Annotated in this window: 15 protein-coding genes; 10 read left to right on the top strand and 5 right to left on the bottom strand. The window is 65.2% G+C overall.

The genetic code is table 11. The features are described from left to right. Positions 1-150 precede the first annotated feature (150 nt). The 3 genes from folD to OU995_RS25820 form a co-directional block, all read right to left on the bottom strand. Positions 151-1,011, bottom strand: a complete 861-nt coding sequence (gene folD / locus OU995_RS25830; RefSeq protein WP_267833028.1) for a bifunctional methylenetetrahydrofolate dehydrogenase/methenyltetrahydrofolate cyclohydrolase FolD — start codon at positions 1,009-1,011, stop codon at positions 151-153. 72 nt (positions 1,012-1,083) lie between these two features. Continuing rightward, positions 1,084-1,710 carry a response regulator transcription factor gene (locus tag OU995_RS25825; RefSeq protein WP_267833027.1) on the bottom strand — a complete coding sequence of 209 codons (627 nt, stop codon included), beginning with the start codon at positions 1,708-1,710 and terminating at the stop codon, positions 1,084-1,086. After that, entirely contained in the window at positions 1,707-4,286 is a 2,580-nt protein-coding gene (locus OU995_RS25820; RefSeq protein WP_267833026.1) for a PAS domain-containing sensor histidine kinase, read from the bottom strand. The genes OU995_RS25825 and OU995_RS25820 overlap by 4 nt, the downstream gene beginning before the upstream one ends. 329 nt (positions 4,287-4,615) lie before the next feature. Here OU995_RS25820 and aceE point away from each other — a divergent pair, with 329 nt between their 5' ends. The 4 genes from aceE (at position 4,616) to OU995_RS25800 (ending at position 12,100) form a co-directional block, all read left to right on the top strand. Continuing rightward, complete coding sequence (aceE, locus tag OU995_RS25815; RefSeq protein WP_267833025.1) at positions 4,616-7,321, top strand: pyruvate dehydrogenase (acetyl-transferring), homodimeric type; 2,706 nt, start codon at positions 4,616-4,618, stop codon at positions 7,319-7,321. A 97-nt stretch (positions 7,322-7,418) separates the two neighbouring features. Then, entirely contained in the window at positions 7,419-9,110 is a 1,692-nt protein-coding gene (gene aceF, locus OU995_RS25810) for a dihydrolipoyllysine-residue acetyltransferase (RefSeq protein ID WP_267833024.1), read from the top strand. A gap of 61 nt (positions 9,111-9,171) precedes the next feature. Further along, complete coding sequence (lpdA, locus tag OU995_RS25805; protein ID WP_267833023.1) at positions 9,172-10,992, top strand: dihydrolipoyl dehydrogenase; 1,821 nt, start codon at positions 9,172-9,174, stop codon at positions 10,990-10,992. Positions 10,993-11,188: 196 nt separating this feature from the next. After that, positions 11,189-12,100, top strand: coding sequence for a delta(1)-pyrroline-2-carboxylate reductase family protein (locus OU995_RS25800; protein ID WP_267833022.1), 912 nt, complete (start codon positions 11,189-11,191; stop codon positions 12,098-12,100). 25 nt (positions 12,101-12,125) lie between these two features. Here OU995_RS25800 and OU995_RS25795 read toward each other — a convergent pair whose 3' ends face one another. Beyond that, positions 12,126-12,995, bottom strand: a complete 870-nt coding sequence (locus tag OU995_RS25795) for an HDOD domain-containing protein (RefSeq protein ID WP_267833021.1) — start codon at positions 12,993-12,995, stop codon at positions 12,126-12,128. Positions 12,996-13,127: 132 nt separating this feature from the next. On the opposite strand from OU995_RS25795, the gene OU995_RS25790 reads away from it, so the two are divergent. Then, complete coding sequence (locus tag OU995_RS25790) at positions 13,128-13,814, top strand: transglutaminase-like cysteine peptidase (RefSeq protein ID WP_267833020.1); 687 nt, start codon at positions 13,128-13,130, stop codon at positions 13,812-13,814. Positions 13,815-13,866: 52 nt separating this feature from the next. Beyond that, complete coding sequence (locus tag OU995_RS25785; protein WP_267833019.1) at positions 13,867-15,795, top strand: LapD/MoxY N-terminal periplasmic domain-containing protein; 1,929 nt, start codon at positions 13,867-13,869, stop codon at positions 15,793-15,795. Positions 15,796-15,820: 25 nt separating this feature from the next. Here OU995_RS25785 and OU995_RS25780 read toward each other — a convergent pair whose 3' ends face one another. Further along, positions 15,821-16,369 (bottom strand): NUDIX hydrolase, encoded by a 549-nt coding sequence (locus tag OU995_RS25780; RefSeq protein WP_267833018.1) that lies wholly within the window; start codon positions 16,367-16,369, stop codon positions 15,821-15,823. A gap of 39 nt (positions 16,370-16,408) precedes the next feature. On the opposite strand from OU995_RS25780, the gene pgeF reads away from it, so the two are divergent. The 4 genes from pgeF to OU995_RS25755 all read left to right on the top strand — a co-directional run bounded on the left by pgeF (position 16,409) and on the right by OU995_RS25755 (position 20,682). Then, positions 16,409-17,185 (top strand): peptidoglycan editing factor PgeF, encoded by a 777-nt coding sequence (pgeF, locus tag OU995_RS25775; protein WP_267833017.1) that lies wholly within the window; start codon positions 16,409-16,411, stop codon positions 17,183-17,185. Positions 17,186-17,433: 248 nt separating this feature from the next. Continuing rightward, entirely contained in the window at positions 17,434-17,604 is a 171-nt protein-coding gene (locus OU995_RS25765) for a hypothetical protein (RefSeq protein WP_267836430.1), read from the top strand. A gap of 174 nt (positions 17,605-17,778) precedes the next feature. Further along, the gene (gene phaC, locus OU995_RS25760) at positions 17,779-19,449 is read left to right on the top strand and encodes a class I poly(R)-hydroxyalkanoic acid synthase (protein WP_420714905.1); all 1,671 of its coding nucleotides are present in this window, start codon (positions 17,779-17,781) and stop codon (positions 19,447-19,449) included. A gap of 45 nt (positions 19,450-19,494) precedes the next feature. Further along, the gene (locus OU995_RS25755; RefSeq protein WP_267833016.1) at positions 19,495-20,682 is read left to right on the top strand and encodes an acetyl-CoA C-acetyltransferase; all 1,188 of its coding nucleotides are present in this window, start codon (positions 19,495-19,497) and stop codon (positions 20,680-20,682) included. Positions 20,683-20,698: the final 16 nt, after the last annotated feature.

Here is a 20,698-nt window from a genome sequence, read left to right as displayed (position 1 = left end):
GGCTTCGACCCTGTGGTTTCTATCGCATCCGTTGAAGGACGCTATCGACCTGCAACTGTCTCACCTGAGGGCGCCAAGAGCCGCTTCAAGCCACGTGCCACCACCCCCTGAATCGGGGTCGACCCTTGGGGGGCTGGTTTCAACGTGGCCTCAGCCCTGGAGAGCGGCCGCCCGTTCGGCGGATTCAATCGTATTGACCAGCAGCATCGTGATGGTCATCGGGCCCACACCGCCGGGCACCGGCGTGATCCAGCCGGCCACTTCACTCACGCCGGCAAAGTCCACATCGCCGCACAGCTTGCCGTCATCGGTGCGGTTCATGCCCACATCCAGCACCACCGCGCCCGGCTTCACCATGTCCGCCGTCAGCACATTGCGCTTGCCCACCGCGGCCACCACGATGTCCGCTTGGCGGGTGAAATGCGCCAGATCTGGCGTCGCGCTGTGGCAGACCGTCACCGTGGCGTTCGCCTGCAGCAGCAGCAGGGCCATCGGCTTGCCGACGATGTTGCTGCGGCCAATCACCACGGCATGCTTGCCCTTGATGTCGTAGCCGATGTACTCCAGCATTTTCATGCAGCCGTACGGCGTGCAGGGCTTGAAGCCGTCCTGCCCCACCATCAGTGCGCCCGCGCTGGCCACATGGAAGCCATCCACGTCCTTCTCCGGCGCAATCGCTTCAATCACCTTGTGGGCGTCAATGTGCGCGGGCAGCGGCAATTGCACCAGGATGCCGTGAATCGAGGGGTCTTGATTCAGGGCATCCACCCGTGCCAGCAGCTCGGCCTCCGACAGCGTGGCCTCGTACTTCTCCAGCACCGAATGCATCCCGGCGTCTTCACAGGCCTTCACCTTGTTGCGCACGTACACCTGGCTGGCCGGGTTGTCTCCCACCAGCACCACGGCCAGCCCGGGCTTCAAGCCTCGGGCGGTGAGCGCGGCGGCGCGGGTGGCCACCTCGCCACGCAGCTTCTTGGACAGGGCGTTGCCGTCGATCAGTTGTGCGGTCATGCGAAAACTCCAGGGACTCCAGAAAGCAAAAGAGGCCGCTGATGCAGCGGCCTCGGGAAACAGGGGGCGGGCTCAGCCGGCCTTGGCCGTCGCGCCCAGCGCGATCTTCAGCAGGTCTGCCACCGTGTTGGCATTGAGCTTCTCCATGATGTTGGCGCGGTGCGCCTCCACCGTCTTGATGCTGATGCCGAGATCGTCCGCAATCTGCTTGTTCAGGCGGCCGGCCACGATGCGTTCCAGCACCTGCGCCTCACGGGTGGTCAGGCGCGACAGCAGGGCATCGCGGCTGGCGGCTTCCTGCTGGGTGGCGAAGGCGCCACGCGCCTGGTCCAGCATGCGCTCCACCAGGTTGAGCAGCTCTTCTTCCTTGAAGGGCTTCTCGATGAAATCAACAGCGCCCTTCTTCATCGTCTGCACCGCCATCGGCACATCGCCGTGACCGGTGATGAAGACGATGGGCAGCGGGCTCTTGCGTTCCAGCAGTTTGTCCTGCAGGTCCAGGCCACTCATGCCGTCCATACGGATGTCGGCAATGAGGCAGGCCACTTCGCGAGGGTCATAACGGCTCAGGAATGACTCTGCGGAGTCATAACACTTCACCCGGTAATCCTTGCCTTCCAGCAGCCACTGGAGGGAATCTCGCACGGCCTCATCATCGTCCACAACGTAGACAGTACCCTTCTTCGGAATCAAGCTCATGGTGTAGCGGCGGTGTTGTGAGCAGTCCCTTCGTCCTTGTCATGGATTTTTTCATGCAAGGTGGGCTCGGGTCGCGGAATATCCACGGGGATCGTGAATGCGAAACGGCACCCGACGATGGCTGCCCCATTGTATAAGTTCTCGGCCCGTATCCTGCCCTGATGCGACTCGATGATGGACCGGCATAACCCTAGGCCGATGCCCAGTCCGTCAGCTTTTGTCGAGAAAAAGGCCTCGTACATCCGCTCGATCACCTCTTCGGGCAGGCCAGGGCCCATGTCGGTCACCGAAAATTCGATGTTGGCCCCTAATTCGGCGGTGTGTTTGGGCACCACCCGCAGCTCGATATGGCGGCGCGATGGGGGCAGCGCGGCGTTGTCAATGGCCTCCGCAGCGTTCTTCAGCAGATTCAGCAGCACCTGCTCGATCAGGATCGGGTCCACCCGCATCACCGGCAGCCGCTGCGCCACATAGGTGTGGATCTGCACATTGCGGCGGCGCAGTTCAATCCCGGCCAGTTCCACCGAGTCTTCCACGATGGAAGCGGCAAACGCGGGCTGCCGCTGCGGTTCGCTCTTCTTCACGAAGGCGCGGATGCGATGGATGATCTGGCCGGCCCGCTGCGCCTGCTTGGCGGTCTTCTCCAGCGCCGCCATCAGGTCTTCCTTGCGGATGTTGTCGCTGCGCACGCGCGACAGCATCCCATTGCAGTAATTGCTGATGGCGGTCAGCGGTTGGTTCAGCTCATGGGCCACGCTCGACGCCATCTCGCCCATCGTGATCAACCGGCTCGTCACCTGCGCCTTCTCGGCCTGCTGCTGCTGCTGCGCCTCTGCATGGCGACGGGCAGTGATGTCGGTGGCAATCAGCATCTGGGCCAGGCGGCCATCCGTCCACTGCAGATAGCGCGCCCGCACGTCAAACCACATGTCCAGTTGGGCGATGAACACCTCGCGGGAATCCGCACCGATTTCGGTCAGGTGCTGCGCCGGCAGGTTGTTGAAGTCATCAGCGTCCTCATCCGGCTCGTCCTTCGTTGCGGTAATGCCCAACTGCGAACCCGCCAGCATGGCATGGCCCTTCGGGTCCGCGCCGAACCACAGCCGGTAACTACGGTTGGCGAACAGCAACTCCCCCTGCTGCACGGACAGCACCGACACCGCCGCATCCAGCCCTTCCAGCACGGTGGTGAAGCGCTCATGCGACGCGGACAGCTGGTCTCGCACCCGCTTGGCCTCGGTGATGTTGGTCATCGAGGTCATCCAGCCGTTCTGCTTGCCTTTCGGATCAATCAGCGGCGACACATACATGCGGGCGTCGAAGATGCTGCCGTCCTTGCGCATCACCTTCACTTCCGAACCGCCCGCCGGGCTGCGCCCCTGCATCTCCTGCTGCAGCAGACGCACGTTCTCTTCGTAGCGGTCCGGCGGCCAGTAAGGGAAGGGCGGTTTGCGGCCGATCAACTCCGTCTCGGAGAAACCGGTCATCGCGCAGAAAGCGGGGTTCACATAGCTGATGCGGGTTTCCAGGTCCATGGCCCGCATGCCGGTGAGCATGGAGTTTTCCATCGCCCGCCGGAAATTCGTCTCCGCCGCGAGCGCGTTTTGCACATGGGCGCGCCGACGCATGTGCTTCCACGTCCCCAGCAACATCCAGACGGTCAGCACCGACAGCGCCATCACCATCCAGAACAAGGTGTTGGAGATCAGGCCGATGGAGGTCCGGTAGCCCTGGCCACGCAGCACCAGGCCCGGGGCCGGCGCCATCGGCACCTCGTAATAGATGGGGGCGCGCGTCAAGCGCCGGCCCGGCATCGGTGTGACCGTACTGGCCACCACCTGCTCCCGCGGGTCCAGCACCGCCATCGCATGGCGGTTGGTCACTTCCGACGGGATGGAATACCGCACCAGGGCCTCCACCGCATATTCGGCCACCAGCACGCCGCCAAAGCCGTTGCGGTCGCTCAGCGGCAACTGCAACTGGAAGACGATGGTGTTGTTGGCATCCGGGAAGGGGCCCGAATACACCCGCAGACGCCGGTCACGCGCCGCCTGGAAGGCCTTCTCCGGTTCGTTGCTGGCATGGCCATTGGGCATGGACGGGTCGCCGCCCTCCAGCGTCATCAGCGAATCCGCCTGGTCGCCGATGGCGGCCACGCTGGCGCGCCGCTCGCGCCGCTGGTTGACCCAGGAGATGTGGGTGATCTCCGGCCGGTTGCGGGCAATCGTCATGGCCCGCTGGCTGAACTCCAGCGGGTCCATGGCCCGGGTGGTGATGTCCCGCTGCAGCAGGATCAACTGGTCCTCGTTGTCGATCAGCCGTGAGCGGATCAGCTGCTGCGCCATCTCGGTATCGCGCTTCACCGCCTCGGCCTCGCGTTCGATTTCCTCGTTCCGGAGGTACCAGAAGGCCGACACGATCGCCGCCAGGAACAACAGCACCGACAGCAGCGGGCCCAGCGTGGCGAAGCGGTCCTGGCGGGAGGGCGACTGCCGTCGCCACCAGGTGGACACCAGGCGTTTGGCGGGGGTCAGGGCGCGGCGCAGAAAGCCTTGGACAGCGAGGCGAGACAACATGGGCCGGATTATCCGGGCCGCGAATGGCCCTCCCGGAGCTGGCGTCTCGGGGCATTCCCTGATCGTGTACAGCGTGCGGCGACCCTCGCGCAGCACCGCCGGATCTGTCTTCACATTTCATAATGAGAAATGGCGTCGCGCTATTTGGAAAATTGCCGGCTTATGCGAAACTCCGCCGCCGTGGCTCCGCGAGCGCGGGGGGCATGGCGTGCGCCATGCCCTTGCAACCGATGGGCCCTCACTCTTTCGGCAGGTGCCTCGCCAGACGCATTTGCCTAAGCTTGACGTCTGGTCCGGCGTGCCGGACCCCGAAAACAGGAGACAAGACCATGTCCGCGCAGCCCCAGTCCTTCCTAGGCGCAGCCGCCAATGACACCGACGCACTCGAAACCAAGGAATGGCTGGACGCTCTGTCGGCCGTCATTGGGACCGAGGGTGGCGACCGTGCCCATTTCCTGCTGGAAACACTGATCGACCATGCCCGCCAGGCGGGTATCGACGTTCCGTTCTCGGCCAACACGGCCTACGTCAACACGATTCCGCCCGACCAGGAAGAGCGCTTCCCGGGCAACATCGACATGGAAGAGCGCCTGCGCGCCTACATGCGCTGGAACGCCATGGCCATGGTGGTGCGTGCCAACCGCCTGCATCCGGAAGACGGCGGCGACCTGGGCGGCCACATCTCCAGTTTTGCCTCGCTGGCCACCATGCTGGGCTGCGGCTTCAACCACTTCTGGCATGGCGACGACGGCGTGCACGGCGGTGACCTGCTGTACATCCAGGGCCACAGCGCCCCCGGCATCTATGCCCGCGCCTTCATGGAAGGCCGCATCACCGAAGACCAGCTGAACAACTTCCGCCAGGAAGTGGACGGCGAGGGCCTCTCCAGCTACCCGCATCCGAAGCTGATGCCCGAGTTCTGGCAGTTCCCCACCGTCTCGATGGGCCTGGGCCCCTTGATGGCCATCTACCAGGCGCGGTTCCTGAAGTACCTGCATGCCCGCGGCATTGCCGACACCTCCAAGCGCAAGGTCTGGGTGTTCCTGGGCGACGGCGAAATGGACGAGCCGGAATCGCTGGGCGCCATCGGCCTGGCCGCCCGCGAGAAGCTGGACAACCTGATCTTCGTCGTGAATTGCAACCTGCAGCGCCTGGACGGCCCGGTGCGTGGCAACGGCAAGATCATCCAGGAACTGGAAGGCGAATTCCGTGGCGCCGGCTGGAACGTCATCAAGCTGATCTGGGGCTCTTATTGGGACCCGCTGCTGGCCCGCGACAAGCAGGAGCTGCTGCGCAAGGTCATGATGGAAACGCTGGACGGCGACTATCAGGCTTACAAGGCCAATGACGGCGCCTTCGTGCGCAAGCACTTCTTCGGCAAGCATCCCGAGCTGCTGAAGATGGTCGAGAACATGAGCGACGAGGACATCTGGCGCCTCAACCGCGGTGGCCATGACCCGCAGAAGGTCTACGCGGCCTACCACCGCGCGGTCAACACCGTCGGCCAGCCCAGCGTGCTGCTGATCAAGACCGTCAAGGGCTACGGCATGGGCAAGATCGGTGAAGGCAAGAACACCGCTCACCAGACCAAGAAGCTGCAGGACGAGGACATCAAGGCCTTCCGCGACCGCTTCAACATCCCCATCCCCGACTCCGAACTGGCCAAGATCCCGTTCTACAAGCCGGCCGACGACACGCCGGAAATGCAGTATCTGCAGGAACGCCGCAAGGCCCTGGGCGGCTACCTGCCCAAGCGCCGTCCGCAGGCGGAAGAAGCCCTGAAGGTGCCTGAGCTGGCCACCTTCCAGGCCGTGCTGGACCCGACCGCTGAAGGCCGCGAGATCTCGACCACCCAGGCCTATGTCCGCTTCCTCACCACGCTGCTGCGTGACAAGGAACTGGGCCCGCGTACCGTGCCCATCCTGGTGGATGAGGCCCGTACCTTCGGCATGGAAGGCCTGTTCCGCCAGATCGGCATCTACAACCCCAAGGGTCAGCTCTACACCCCGGTCGACAAGGACCAGGTGATGTATTACCGCGAAGACGTCGCGGGCCAGATCCTGCAGGAAGGCATCAACGAAGCCGGTGGCATGGCCAGCTGGATTGCTGCCGCCACGTCGTATTCGACGAACAACCGGGTGATGATCCCGTTCTACGTCTACTACTCGATGTTCGGCTTCCAGCGCATCGGCGACCTGGCCTGGGCGGCCGGCGACATGCAGGCCCGCGGCTTCCTGCTGGGCGGCACGTCCGGCCGGACCACGCTGAACGGCGAAGGCCTGCAGCATGAGGACGGTCACAGCCACATCCTGGCGGGCACCATCCCCAACTGCGTCAGCTACGACCCGACCTTCGCCCACGAAGTGGCGGTGATCCTGCATGCCGGCCTGAAGCGCATGGTGGAGAACCAGGAGAACGTGTTCTTCTACATCACCCTGCTCAATGAGAACTACGCCATGCCTGGCCTGAAGGCCGGCACCGAAGAGCAGATCCTCAAGGGCATGTACCTGCTGGAAGACGCCGCGCAAAAGCCGCTGACCGTCAACCTGCTGGGCTCCGGCACCATCCTGCGCGAAAGCCAGGCGGCCAAGAAGCTGCTGGAAGAAGAGTGGGGCGTGGGCGCCAACGTCTGGAGCTGCCCGAGCTTCAACGAACTGGCCCGCGACGGCCAGAACGCCGAACGCTGGAACCTGCTGCATCCGACCGAGCTGGCCTGCGTGCCCTACGTCACCCAGCAGCTGAGCAAGGTGCAGGGGCCGGTGATCGCCTCCACCGACTACATGAAGAGCTACGCCGAGCAGATCCGCGCCTACATTCCGGCCGGCCGCAGCTACAAGGTGCTGGGCACGGACGGCTTTGGCCGCAGTGACTTCCGCTCCAAGCTGCGCGAGCACTTCGAGATCAACCGTCACTACATCGTGGTGGCGGCGCTCAAGAGCCTGGCCGATGAAGGCAAGATTCCGGCAGCCAAGGTGGCCGAAGCCATCAGCAAGTACGGCATCAAGGCTGACAAGATCAATCCGCTGTACGCCTGATCACGCCCAGCGCCGGCTTGTGCCGGCGCCGTCCGGCCCCTGAGCGCCGGACGGTGAACAGCATTCACAGCAATCGAAATTTCCCGGAGACATCCACATGGCATTGGTTGAGGTCAAGGTTCCCGATATCGGAGACTTCTCTGAAGTCGCGATCATCGAACTGCTGGTCAAGCCCGGCGACACGGTGAAGGCGGAGCAGAGCCTGATCACGGTGGAAAGCGACAAGGCATCGATGGAGATTCCCTCCTCGCATGCCGGCGTGGTGAAGGAACTCAAGGTCAAGCTGGGCGACAAGGTCGCCGAAGGCGCGGTCATCCTGGTGCTGGAGTCGGCGGATGCCGGCGCTGCCGCACCCGCACCCGCACCCGCACCCGCACCCGCTGCAGCCCCGGCTGCTGCTGCCGCAACGGCCCCGGCCCCGGCAGCCACCCCGGCGGCTTCGGCAGGTCCGGTCACGATCGTGATCCCTGACATCGGTGACTTCGATGAGGTCGCCGTCATTGAAGTGCTCGTCAAGGTGGGTGACACCGTCAAGGTGGAGCAGAGCCTGATCACCGTCGAGAGCGACAAGGCCTCGATGGAAATTCCCTCGTCGCATGCTGGCGTGGTCAAGGAACTGACGGTCAAGCTGGGGGACAAGGTCTCCAAGGGCTCGGCCATCGCGGTGATCGAAGCCACCGCTGGCGCCGCAGCAGCAGCCCCCGCAGCGGCCGCCGCAAGCGCACCGGCCCCTGCCGCATCGATGCCTGCGCCCGCAGCGGCAGCGGCCCCGGCCCCGGCCCCGGCCGACCGCCAGATGCCCACCGCCGCACTGCCCCCGCATGAGCCCAGCGCGCCCAAGGGTCAGCTGCCGCATGCATCACCCAGCATCCGCAAGCTGGCGCGTGAACTGGGCGTGCCGCTGGAAGAGGTCAAGGGTTCCGGTCCCAAGGGCCGCATCACCGAATCCGACGTGCAGGGCTTCGTCAAGGCGGTCATGGCTGGCGCGGTGCAGACCGTGGCCCAGAAGGCCGCTGCGCCCGCAGGCGGTTCCGGTGCTGCCTTCCCCGGCCTGCTGCCCTGGCCCAAGGTGGACTTCGAGAAGTTCGGCCCGGTCGAACGCAAGGACCTGTCGCGCATCAAGAAGATCAGCGGCGCCAACCTGCATCGCAACTGGGTCACCATTCCGCATGTCACCAACCATGAAGATGCGGACATCACCGACCTGGAAGCCTTCCGCGTTCAACTGAACAAGGAAAACGAGAAGTCCGGTGTCAAGGTCACGATGCTGGCCTTCATGATCAAGGCCACCGTCGCGGCCCTGAAGAAGTTCCCCGAGTTCAACGCATCGCTGGATGGCACGGGCGACAACGCCCAACTGGTGCTGAAGAACTACTTCCACATCGGTTTTGCCGCCGACACGCCCAACGGGCTGGTCGTGCCGGTGATTCGCGATGCTGACAAGAAGGGCATCTTCCAGATCAGCCAGGAAATGTCGGAGCTGGCCAAGAAGGCCCGCGACGGCAAGCTGTCGCCGGCCGAAATGACCGGTGGCTGCTTCTCCATCTCGTCGCTGGGCGGCATTGGGGGCACCTACTTCACGCCGATCATCAATGCGCCGGAAGTCGCGATCATGGGCGTGTGCAAGAGCGTCACCCGTCCGGTGTGGGATGGCAAGCAGTTCGTGCCTCGCCTGATCCTGCCGCTGTCGCTGAGCTGGGACCACCGCGTCATCGACGGCGCGGCGGCCGCCCGCTTCAACGTCTACTTCGCCCAACTGCTCGCGGATTTCCGCCGCATCGTCCTCTGAGGACACATGAGCTTCCGGCCCCGTCTCGGCGGGGCCGCAACATCTACGAAGAGAGACAGCTATGGCATTGGTAGAAGTCAAAGTCCCTGACATCGGCGATTTCAAGGACGTTGCGATCATCGAGGTCCTGGTCAAACCGGGCGACACCATCAAGGCCGAACAGAGCCTGGTGACCGTGGAAAGCGACAAGGCGTCGATGGAGATTCCGTCGTCGGCCTCAGGCGTGGTCAAGGAGCTGAAGGTCAAGCTGGGCGACAAGATCAACCAGGGAGACCTGCTGGTGACGCTGGAGAGTGACGCGGCCGCCGCACCGGCGCCTGCCGTTGCCGCAGCGCCGGCACCGGCACCGGCCGCCGTTGCGGCCCCTGTGACGGCCCCGGTGGCCGCCCCCCCTGCTCCGCAAGCCGCCACCTACAGCGGCAGCGCCGACGGTGAATTCGATGTGATCGTGCTGGGCAGCGGCCCGGGTGGATATTCCGCCGCTTTCCGGGCGGCCGACCTCGGCCTGAAGGTGGCCCTGGTCGAGCGTTACGCCACGCTGGGTGGTGTCTGCCTGAATGTGGGCTGCATCCCCTCCAAGGCACTGCTGCATGTGGCCGCCGTGATGGACGAGGTGAAGCACTTCGCCGACCTGGGCGTGGCCTATGGCGAACCCACGGTCGAGCTGCCCAAGCTGCTGGCCCACAAGCAGAAGGTCGTTGGCAAGCTCACCAAGGGCCTGGACATGATGGCCAAGATGCGCAAGGTCACGGTGGTGCGTGGCTACGGCACCTTGCTGGATGCACATCATCTGTCGGTGGAAGACACCGGCGGTGCCGGCCAGGAACGTACCGGCAAGTCGCAGACGCTGAAGTTCAAGAAGATCATCCTGGCGGCGGGCTCGCAGGCGGTGCGCCTGCCCTTCATGCCCAAGGACCCCCGCGTGATCGACTCGACGGGCGCGCTGGAATTGACCAGCAAACCCAAGCGCATGCTGATCGTGGGTGGCGGCATCATCGGCCTGGAAATGGGCACGGTGTACTCCACACTGGGCGCCCGCCTGGACGTGGTGGAAATGTTGCCCACGCTGATGACCGGCGCCGACCGCGACCTGGTCAAGGTCTGGCAGAAGATGAATGCGCCGCGCTTCGACAACATCATGCTGAACACCAGGACGGTGTCGGCAGAAGCCACGCCGGAAGGCATCAAGGTGAGCTTCGAAGGCGAGGGCGCGCCCAAGGAACCGCAGGTCTACGATCTGGTGCTCCAGGCCGTGGGGCGCAGTCCCAATGGCAAGAAGATCGGCGCGGACAAGGCCGGTGTGGTTGTCACCGACCGCGGCTTCATCCCGGTGGACGTGCAGATGCGCACCAACGTGCCCCATGTCTTCGCCATCGGTGACCTGGTGGGCCAGCCCATGCTGGCGCACAAGGCGGTGCATGAAGGCCATGTGGCGGCGGAAGTCATTGCCGGCGAACTGCTGGGCGATGAAGCGCTGGCCAAGTCGCGCTTTGACGCGCGGGTGATTCCCAGCGTGGCCTACACCGATCCGGAAGTGGCCTGGGTGGGTGTCACCGAAGACGAAGCCAAGGCTCGTGGCATCAAATACAAGAAGGGCCTGCTGCCCTGGAATGCCTCGGGCCGTGCCATTGCCAACAACCGCGATGAAGGCTTCACCAAACTGCTGTTTGATGAAGAGACCCATCGCATCATCGGCGGCGGCATCGTGGGCACCCATGCGGGTGACATGATTGGCGAGATCGCGCTGGCCATTGAAATGGGGGCGGACGCGGTGGACATCGGCAAGACCATCCACCCGCACCCCACGCTGGGCGAAAGCATCGGCCTGGCGGCGGAAGTGGCCCACGGCTCCTGCACCGACGTGCCACCGGCCCGCAAGTAAGCCGACCCTGTGCGCCTGTGCTGCTCAGCGCAGCCACCAGCCCGGCCCGCCAAGGCCGGGCTTTTTTCCATCCGCGCCCATTGCGTTGCATGAATGCCAGCCCCATAGGCGGAACCGGATTCCAGGGATGCCCCCTGGCGGAAACCCCCAGCCAGGGCCATAGGCCGCTGGGCCGCTCCTCGATATGCTCAAGCCCATGACCACTGACCCCACGCGCCTGCCGGGCCTTCGCATGCTGGACGGGCCCGCCACGGCGCGGGCGCTGCCCTGGGCCCTGCTGATGGAAGAGCTGGCCCAGGTCTGCCGCGAACATCATGAAGGCCGTCTGATCTGCCCGCCCCGGCAGGTGCTGCCACTGCGCCAGGACGGCGTGCTGCTGGTCATGCCCTGCATGAGCGACACGCTCACCATCACCAAGCTGGTGAGCGTGCATCCCTTGAATGCGGCGCTGGGTCTTCCGACGATTGCGGGTGAAGTCGTGGCCCTGGACAGCCGCACCGGCCAGCGCCTGGCGGTGCTGGACGGCCCCACGCTCACCGCGCGACGCACGGCGGCGGTCACCTTGCTGGCGGTGCAGCATCTGGCGCGGCGATCCCCCCGAAGGGTGCTGGTGGTGGGCGGCGGTGTGCAGGCTCATACCCATGTGCAGGCGCTGTTGTCCATCCATCCGCAGGCCACCATCCATGTGCAGGGACATCAGTCCGTGCCGACCTTTGTCCATGAACTGGGTGTGGAGCCACTGCCTCCGGAATCCCAGACGCGCCACGACTGGGACCTGATCATCTGCGCCACCACCAGCCGTGTGCCTGTGCTGCGGCCGGGGGTGGGCGAGGGGGCGCTGGTGGTGGGGGTGGGCGCCTTCCGCGAGGACATGGTGGAATTGCCTCCGGAACTGGTCCGTGGCGCGCAGGTCTGGGTGGACGACCCCGTCGGCGCACAGGCGGAAGCGGGCGACCTCATGGCCGCAGGTCTGTTTGAACCGCAGTGGTCGCTGGAGGATTTGGTGATGGGCCAGCCGCCGGTGGACGATGGCCGCACCCGCATCTTCAAGAGTGTGGGCAGTGCGCGCTGGGACCTGGCCGCCGCGCGCGTGGCCGTTCAGCGGTGAAGACTCAGCGCCGCACCGAAGCCGCTCAGGCCTCGTCGAGCAAGGGGCGGAGGGTTTCGTCCCAGTGTTCCAGGTCTTCCTGCGTCAGATGCAGCCAGCCCAGCGCGCCTTCGCGGTTCGCGGCCCAGTCGGCGTCTTCATCCAGCCCTTCATGCTGGCGCATCAGATGCTCGGCAATCACGCCCGCTGCGATCAGGCTGCGGACTTCCGGTTCCACGCTTTCGTCCCCCAACGCGTCGAAATCGTGATGAAGCCGGATCGCCATCATCAGCTCTGGGGACAAATGCCACACCTTGACCACCAGCGCACCCACCACCGCATGGTCGGTTCGATGATTGGCATTTTCGGTGGCGATGAACGGGCGGTCGATGCGCGCACCCGCCTCCACCATCGTGGCACCATAACCGCGCACGCTTTGCAGCAACACCGGCATGCCGACATGGCAGAACAGGCCATAGCCGTAGGCCAGGTCCTCCCGCATGCCAGGCAATTGGCGCGCAATAAAGGCCATCGCCACCGCGCGTTTGGTGGAACGCTGCCAGAAGCGCGCCAGATGGGGGCTGTTGACCGGAATGGCATGCCGCACCAGAAACGCCTGCATCAACGTGGCGCTTTCATCCAGCCCGATGCGGTACATGGCCTGGCCGACGGTGGTGCATGGCACGTGGCCTGCCACCAGATGCAGCGGGCTGTTGGCCACCCGCAGCAGCGTGGCCGACATGGCGACATCGGCCGCAGCAATGCGCCCCACCTCTTCCAGGTCCGGTTGCGGATGGGCCGACATGGCTTCCCGCAGGCGGGTGAGCAATTCGGGGCAGGGAGGGATCTGGATCTGACGCAGCGGCCCGTTGGCCCGCGCCCGATCCAGCTCCTGATGGACGGATTGTGTCTTCATGATGCTTCTGTTGCAGATTATCTCGTCCGGTTTAGCGGCCCGGTCGGATTCCGCTGCGGCAAATTGCCGCTTGTTCCCGGTCTCGATGCACTTCGTCCAGGGACACCTTCTGATACAGATACATTGCAGCGCATGTTGAAACGCCCCCGCTCCCTTCTGAACCGGACCCGCCAAGGCCTGGTAATGCTGGGCTGCGTGGCCATGCTGGGCGCTACCCCCTGGGCGGACCCGGTGCTGGGCTGGGACCGGGAGAAACTGGAAGCGTCCGCCGCTGCGCGATCTCCGCGCGCCTTGGCCGCTCTGCGCGCGATGCTGCAGATGGTGGAGCGCGCCAGCGCGCTGCCGGACGAGCGACAGAGGCTCACAGTCATCAACAACTTTTTCAATCAGCGCATCGCCTTCCGGGATGACATGGAGGTCTGGGGTGTGGTCGACTACTGGGCTACGCCGCTGGAGCTGCTGGACAAGGGTCGGGGCGATTGCGAGGACTATGCAATTGCCAAATATATGAGCCTGCTGGCAGCGGGAGTGCCGCAGGCGCGTCTGCGCATGGTGTATGTCCGGGCGCAGTTCCAGGGACGCGCCCAGGCGCACATGGTGCTGGCCTACTACCCGCAGCCGGAGGCGGAACCGCTGATTCTGGACAATATCAACCCGGACATCCGAATGGCCTCCCTGCGGGGAGACCTGACCCCGGTGTTCAGCTTCAACGGTGAAGGCTTGTGGACCGGTGTGGGAGGCACGACGGCAGGCAATCCGCTGGTGCGCCTGTCGCTGTGGCGGGATTTGCTGGCGAAGGCCAGGGAGGAGGGGTTCTGATGATGAAAAGACCGAGCGAAACAGCCGTCAGAGACAAGGGAGAATCCAGCCCATGTCCCTGATTCGACAAATCTGGTGCCTGGTGCTGGGCGCGGTGCTGGCGTCCGTGCTGGGCGGCGTGGCCGTGAGCACATGGTCGCTGCGCGAGCTGCTGCAGACCCAGGCGCAACTCAAGAACAACGACAACGCCAATGCGCTGGCGCTGGCGCTGTCCCAGCAGAAAGGCGATGTCGAGCTGATGTCGCTGCTGATCTCGGCGCAGTTTGATGCCGGCGCCTATGAAAGCGTGCGCTGGCGAAATGCCCAGGGCAAGGCGGTGTTTGAGCGCCACCTGGAGATTCCGCAAGTGGCCCAGGCCCCGGGCTGGTTTGTGGCCCTGCTGCCGCTGCGGGTGTCGCCGGGTCAGGCCAAGGTGTCGGACGGTTGGCGTGCCGTGGGCGAAGTGGAGGTCCGGGGCCAGACCGCGTATGTGCATGAAGCCCTGTGGAAGGCCACGATGAGCACCACCTTGTGGTTGGTGCTGGTGGGTGTGGTCACCGGTGTGGCGGCTGCGGTGGTGCTGGCCCGGGTGCGGCGGCCGTTGGACACGGCGGTGCGTCAGGCCGAAGGCGTGACCGAAGGCCGGTTTGAAACCGTGCTGGAACCGCGCGTGCCGGAAATGCGCAAGCTCACCAGCGCCATGAATGCCATGGTGGTGCGCACGCGGCAGATGTTCGAGGCCCAGGCCGAGCAATTGCGCACCCTGCACCACCAACTGCTGTGTGATGAACTGACCGGGCTCTCGCACCGTCGGCAGTTTGTGGCGGAACTCAGTTCGGCGCTGGAGCGGGACGATGGCCCGCTGCGGGCCGGCCTGGTGCTGCTGCGGCTGAAGGATCTGCAGGGCTTGAATCAGCGTCTGGGCCACGGCGGGACCGACCAGGCCCTGCTGGCCATGGCGCAGGCGCTACGCGTGTATCCGGAACAGGTGCGAGGGTGCCTGGCCGGGCGGCTGAACGGGTCGGACTTTGCGCTCTGGCTGCCGGCACCCAAGGTGGTGGGCGATACCGCCCATGCGCTGGCCGATGCCTTGCGCGCCGGTCTGCAGGGTGTGGACCCCGGGATCGGGGTGGCGCTGGGCGCCGTGGAATTGCCGCGTGACCAGCCGATGAGTGCCTGGTTTGCGGCGGCCGATGCGGCGCTGGCGCAGGCCGAGCAAGGTGAGGGCGTGGTGCTGGAACTGCGGCAGGCCCCACCGTCGGACGAAGTGGCCCAGGGCGAACGCGCCTGGCGGGCACTGATCTCGGACGCACTGGTGCAACAGCGCAGCCGCTTGCTGGAGTTCCCCCTGATCGGACGAGAGCGCCAGGTGCTGCATCTGGAATGCCCGCTGCAGCTCAAGCTCAATCCCTTGGGTGAATTCGAGCCGGCGGCCCGGTGGTTGCCGCTGGCGCTGCGGCATCGCCTCAGCGCCGAGGCGGATCTGCAGGCCCTGGCCCTGGCGTTGTCAGCGGTGCAGCAGGACCAACGGGCCCGCTGCGTCAATGTGGCGCCGTCGTCGCTGAGTGATGGCAGCTTCATCGCCCGGGCACGGGAGCTGGTGCAGTCGGCCCCGGCCTCGGTGCGTCGCCTGGTCGGCCTGGAACTCGCGGAGCCAGCGGCGGTGCAGCACTTCGAGGTGTTGCAGGAGCTGGGGCGGCAATTGCGGCCGCTGGGTGTGCAGCTCGGGCTGGAACATGCGGGCGCGGGGCTGGCGCAAATTGAACGCCTGTTCCAGGCGGGCCTGGATTACGTCAAGCTGGACAGTTCGGTGGTGTCGGGGGTGTCGGCCGATGCGGGCCGCGCAGCCTTTGTCCGCAGCCTGGTGGTGATGTTGCGCAGCCTGTCGTTGAAGGTCTATGCCGAAGGCGTGACCGATGCGCTGGATGCCCAGGCACTGTGGGACTGCGAACTGGACGGCATCACCGGGCCGTGGGCGTCGGCGCAGGACATCAAGCCCTGAGCAGGCTGGGGGGCCCAGCGCCCCCTCAGGCAATGTCCGCCATGTGCAGTGGAAATCCCTGCCCCTTGCGGCGATCGTCGAAGAAGCGTTCGAGGGTGTAGCGCACGGTGTGGAAGGCCAGTTCGTCCCAGGGCACCTCATGCTCATGGAACAGCTGGGCTTCCAGGGTCTCCGGGCCCGGTGCCGCGTCCGGGCTCAAGAGACGGGCCCGGTAGAACAGATGGACCTGGCCCACCCGCACCACATTCATCACGCAGTAGAGATCCTGCATCTCGATCTGCACACCGGCTTCTTCGTCGGTCTCCCGCTGGGCGCCTTCCGCCAGTGTCTCGCCCAGTTCCATGAAACCCGCCGGCAGCGTCCACTTGCCCAGCCGCGGTTCGATGGCCCGACGACACAGCAGCACCTGATCGCCCCACACCGGCAGGGTGCCCACCACATTCAGCGGGTTCTCATACTGGATGGCGCCGCAGACCGTGCAGGTGGCCCGCTCGCGGTTGTCATCCGCCGGGATGCGGTACTCGATCTGCCCACCGCAGACAGGGCAATGCTGGAAGCGCCGGGTTTGGAACATGGGCCCAGTGTAGCGGGATGCACATGGCATCATGGCCGCATGGAACTTCATGATTGGTTGCGTCCGGACTGGACCGATTCACGCACTCTTGCTTTCATGACCACCCGCACCGGCGGGGTCAGCCAGCAGGGCTACAGCAGCCTCAATCTCGGGCGCTCGGTGGGGGATGATCCGGCCGCCGTGGCGGAGAACCGCCGGCGTGTCGCGCAGGCCGTCGGCGCCAGCCCGGTCTTTCTGAAGCAGGTCCATGGCACCCGGGTGCTGCATCTACAGCCCCACCACGCCACCCCCGACGTGGAGCCCGAACCGGCCGATGCCAGCATCAGCCTGGACCCGTCCCTGGCCTGCACCGTCATGGTGGCCGACTGCCTGCCGGTGCTGTTTGCCGCTCCCGGTGGCGTTGGCGCCGCACATGCGGGCTGGCGAGGACTGTCAGGCGGCGTGCTGGACAACACCGTCCGGGCCCTGTGCGAAGCGACCGGCCACCCGCCGGACGCCCTTCAAGCCTGGATGGGCGCCTGCATCGGCCCTCAGGCCTTTGAAGTGGGCGCCGATGTGCTGGACGCTTTTGGCGCCACCCCGCAACCGCAGGATCAGCCGTGGTTCCGGTACCAACCCAATGCAGCCGGTGAGCCGCGGTGGCGCGCCGATCTGGCCGGCCTCGCACGCCAGCGTCTGCAGGCCCTGGGTCTCACCCGCATCCATGGCGGTGGCTGGTGCACGTTCAGCGAACCTTCGCGATTCTTTTCCTACCGACACGAACGGGTGGAGGGCCGCCCCGGGGGCCGCATGGCGGCAGTCATTCGCCTGGTTTGATCGGGCCGGTGTCGGGCATTTGCCCTGGCGGGCCCGGTGGCCCGGATGGCCCAGATGGTGCGGATGGTGCGGATGGTGCGGATGGTTCGCATGGTCCGGATATCCCCGATGGCTGCTGGGATGGCGCCCGAGCCTCGGCCTCCGCCTCCGCCTGCGCTTCCGCCCGCTTCCTCGCCGCCCGCCGTTGCGGGGTACCCATCAGGTAAAGCACGATGGACAGTGGTAAAACGCCGTAAAGCAGGAAGGTGATGACGGCGCCCAGCAGCGACCCCTGCGGGCTCATGGCCTCGGCGGCGGCCATCATCAACACCACATACATCCAGGCAATGGCGACGAGGTACATGCAATATCAAGAAAAACGCATTTCGATGAAGGTCGAGCCGAACCGGCGCTGGTGCGACATCGTCACGCGGGGGTAAGCTGGGGGAACTACAAAGCAATTGAGCATATGCGAAGCCCGGGCTGTGATCACGCGCAGTGGCTGTGGCAAGCTGATTGCTCGGTCCGGAATGAGGAGACCTATGAGCGATACGCGTGCTGCCGACGCCTCTGGCGTGCCTGATTTCTCCGACCTCCACCACCTGGCCAGTCAGATGTCCGAGGCGGTGAATGGCATGACCCGACAGATGGGCGACGCCTTACAGCAGTTCCAGTCCCTGCAGATTCCGGGCGACGTCTGGCAGCAACTCCAGCAGGACTACCTGAGCCAGGCCGGCGCGTTGTGGAACCGCGCCCTGCATGCGCCGCACGACGGCAAGCCGACCGAGCTGCCCCCGCTGCAGGACAAGCGCTTTGCCGACCCATCCTGGAACAGCAACCGCCTCTCGCATTTCAGTGCCGAGCTCTACCTGCTGAATGCCCGCACCCTGCAACGCATGGCCGAGCAGGTGAGCGGGGACAACAAGACGCGGGCCCGGCTGCGTTTTGCCGTGCAGCAATTCATTGAGGCCTCGTCCCCCAGCAACTTCCTGGCCTTGAATCCCGAAGCCCAGCAGCGGGCGCTCAACACCCAGGGTGAGAGCATCGCCCGCGGCGTCCAGCAACTGCTGGCGGATGTGCAGCGCGGGCATGTCTCCCAGACCGACGAAAGCGCATTTGAAGTCGGCCGCAACGTAGCCACCACCGAAGGCCACGTGGTCTTCGAGAACGAGTGGTTCCAACTGCTGGAATACAAGCCACTGACGACCGACGTGTTTGAGCGGCCGTTGTTGATGATTCCGCCCTGCATCAACAAGTACTACATCCTGGACCTGCAGCCGGAAAATTCATTGATCCGCCATGCAGTGGCCCAGGGGCATCGCACCTTTGTGGTGAGCTGGCGCAATCCTGACGCCGAGTGTGTGCACTGGACCTGGGACGACTACATCGAGCAGGCCGCAGTGAAGGCCATCGAGGTGGTGCAGGCCATCAGTGGCAGCAAAACCCTCAACACCCTGGGCTTCTGCGTGGGCGGCACCATCCTGGCCACCGCGCTGGCCGTGCTGGCGGCCCGCGGGCAACAGCCTGCCGCCAGCATGACCCTGCTGACCACGCTGATCGACTTCGAGAACAACGGCGTGCTGGATCTGTTTGTGGATGAGCCCTCGGTGCAGATGCGCGACGTGACCATCGGTGCACAGGCGCCCAACGGTCCGGGGCTGCTGCACGGGCAGCAACTGGCCAGCACCTTCAGCATGCTGCGGCCCAATGACCTGGTCTGGAACTATGTGGTGGGCAACTACCTCAAGGGCGAGCCGCCGCCGCCCTTTGATCTGCTCTACTGGAACAGCGACGCCACCAACCTGCCGGGGCCGATGTACTGCTGGTACCTGCGCCACACCTATCTGCAGAACGACCTCAAGCATGCCGGCCGTGTCACGGTGGCTGGCGAGCCGCTGGACCTGAGCCTGGTCCGTGCGCCGGTCTACATCTACGGCTCGCGGGAAGACCACATCGTGCCGTGGGAAGCCGCCTACCGCAGCACCCAGATCTTCAAGGGCAGGAAGCGCTTTGTGCTGGGGGCCTCCGGCCACATTGCCGGGGTGATCAACCCACCGGCGAAGAAGAAGCGCAGCCACTGGATCGGCAAGGGCAGCGCGCTGCCCGCTCAGCCCCAGCAATGGCTGGCCGCAGCCACTGAGCATCCGGGCAGCTGGTGGACCGACTGGGCCGATTGGCTGGCCAGCCATGCCGGCACGCTGAAGCCCGCCCCGAAAACCCCGGGGCGTGGCGCCTTCAAACCGATTGAACCGGCACCAGGCCGCTATGTGAAGGAACGCGCCTGATCCCATCCATTCGAATCCTTCAGGATCGCAACACAGGAGAGAGACATGAGTACAGCACAAGAGATCGTCATCGTCGCGGCCGCCCGTACGCCGATTGGCAAGTTCGGCGGTTCGTTGGCCAAGATTCCGGCCAGTGAGCTGGGAGCGCTGGTCATCCAGGACCTGCTGCGCCGCAGCGGCCTGCAGGCCGACCAGATCCAGGAGGTGATCCTGGGCCAGGTGCTGCAGGCGGGCACCGGCCAGAACCCGGCGCGTCAGGCCGTTATCAAGGCCGGCCTGCCGGTGACGGTGCCGGCCATGACCATCAACAAGGTGTGTGGCTCCGGCCTGAAAGCCGTGATGCTGGCCACCCAGGCCATCCGTGATGGAGACGCCGACATCATCATTGCCGGTGGCCAGGAGAACATGAGCCTGGCTCCGCATGTGCTGCCCAATTCCCGGGACGGCCAGCGCATGGGTGACTGGAAGCTGGTGGACACCATGATCACCGACGGCCTGTGGGACGTCTACAACCAATACCACATGGGCATCACCGCCGAAAACGTGGCGCGGGACCATCACGTCAGCCGCAGCCAGCAGGACGAGCTGGCGCTGGCCAGCCAGCAGAAGGCGGCCGCAGCGCAGGATGCGGGGCGCTTTGTGGCTGAAATCGTGCCGGTGAACCTGCCGCAGAAGAAGGGTGACCCGGTGGTGTTCGCGGCCGATGAATTCATCAACCGCAAGACGAATGCCGAAGCCCTCGCGGGCCTGCGTCCTGCCTTCGACAAGGCAGGCTCGGTGACCGCCGGCAATGCCTCCGGCCTGAACGATGGCGCCGCCGGCCTGTTGGTGATGAGTGCCGCCAAAGCCCGTGAATTGAAGCTGGAACCGCTGGCCCGCATTGCGTCTTACGCCAGCGCCGGTGTGGACCCCGCCACCATGGGCATGGGTCCGGTACCCGCATCGAAGAAGGCCTTGCAGCGGGCCGGCTGGCAGGCCAAGGACCTGGACCTGCTGGAGATCAACGAAGCCTTCGCTGCTCAGGCCTGCGCGGTGCATCAGCAGATGGGCTGGGACACCAGCAAGGTCAATGTGAATGGCGGCGCCATTGCGCTGGGGCATCCCATCGGCGCCTCCGGGGCCCGTATTCTGGTGACGCTGGTGCATGAGATGCTCAAGCGCGATGCCAAGAAGGGCATTGCCAGCCTGTGCATCGGCGGCGGCATGGGGGTGGCCCTGTGCATTGAACGCTGAGCGGCGCACGACCGTC

It is taken from the genome of Roseateles sp. SL47 (assembly GCF_026625885.1).
GTDB lineage: Bacteria > Pseudomonadota > Gammaproteobacteria > Burkholderiales > Burkholderiaceae_C > Roseateles.
Note: the sequence above shows the minus strand (reverse complement) of the source record. Positions and strands in the feature narration are given on the sequence as shown.

What these genes read in the sequence shown, in the direction of transcription:
- folD (WP_267833028.1), bottom strand. Translation starts at nt 1,011, where the DNA reads ATGACCGCACAACTGATCGACGGCAACGCCCTGTCCAAGAAGCTGCGT.
- OU995_RS25795 (WP_267833021.1), bottom strand. Translation starts at nt 12,995, where the DNA reads ATGAAGACACAATCCGTCCATCAGGAGCTGGATCGGGCGCGGGCCAAC.
- OU995_RS25780 (WP_267833018.1), bottom strand. Translation starts at nt 16,369, where the DNA reads ATGTTCCAAACCCGGCGCTTCCAGCATTGCCCTGTCTGCGGTGGGCAG.
- OU995_RS25820 (WP_267833026.1), bottom strand. Translation starts at nt 4,286, where the DNA reads ATGTTGTCTCGCCTCGCTGTCCAAGGCTTTCTGCGCCGCGCCCTGACC.
- OU995_RS25755 (WP_267833016.1), top strand. Translation starts at nt 19,495, where the DNA reads ATGAGTACAGCACAAGAGATCGTCATCGTCGCGGCCGCCCGTACGCCG.
- OU995_RS25765 (WP_267836430.1), top strand. Translation starts at nt 17,434, where the DNA reads ATGACGGCGCCCAGCAGCGACCCCTGCGGGCTCATGGCCTCGGCGGCG.
- aceE (WP_267833025.1), top strand. Translation starts at nt 4,616, where the DNA reads ATGTCCGCGCAGCCCCAGTCCTTCCTAGGCGCAGCCGCCAATGACACC.
- OU995_RS25785 (WP_267833019.1), top strand. Translation starts at nt 13,867, where the DNA reads ATGTCCCTGATTCGACAAATCTGGTGCCTGGTGCTGGGCGCGGTGCTG.
- phaC (WP_420714905.1), top strand. Translation starts at nt 17,779, where the DNA reads ATGTCCGAGGCGGTGAATGGCATGACCCGACAGATGGGCGACGCCTTA.
- aceF (WP_267833024.1), top strand. Translation starts at nt 7,419, where the DNA reads ATGGCATTGGTTGAGGTCAAGGTTCCCGATATCGGAGACTTCTCTGAA.
- pgeF (WP_267833017.1), top strand. Translation starts at nt 16,409, where the DNA reads ATGGAACTTCATGATTGGTTGCGTCCGGACTGGACCGATTCACGCACT.
- OU995_RS25800 (WP_267833022.1), top strand. Translation starts at nt 11,189, where the DNA reads ATGACCACTGACCCCACGCGCCTGCCGGGCCTTCGCATGCTGGACGGG.
- OU995_RS25790 (WP_267833020.1), top strand. Translation starts at nt 13,128, where the DNA reads ATGTTGAAACGCCCCCGCTCCCTTCTGAACCGGACCCGCCAAGGCCTG.
- OU995_RS25825 (WP_267833027.1), bottom strand. Translation starts at nt 1,710, where the DNA reads ATGAGCTTGATTCCGAAGAAGGGTACTGTCTACGTTGTGGACGATGAT.
- lpdA (WP_267833023.1), top strand. Translation starts at nt 9,172, where the DNA reads ATGGCATTGGTAGAAGTCAAAGTCCCTGACATCGGCGATTTCAAGGAC.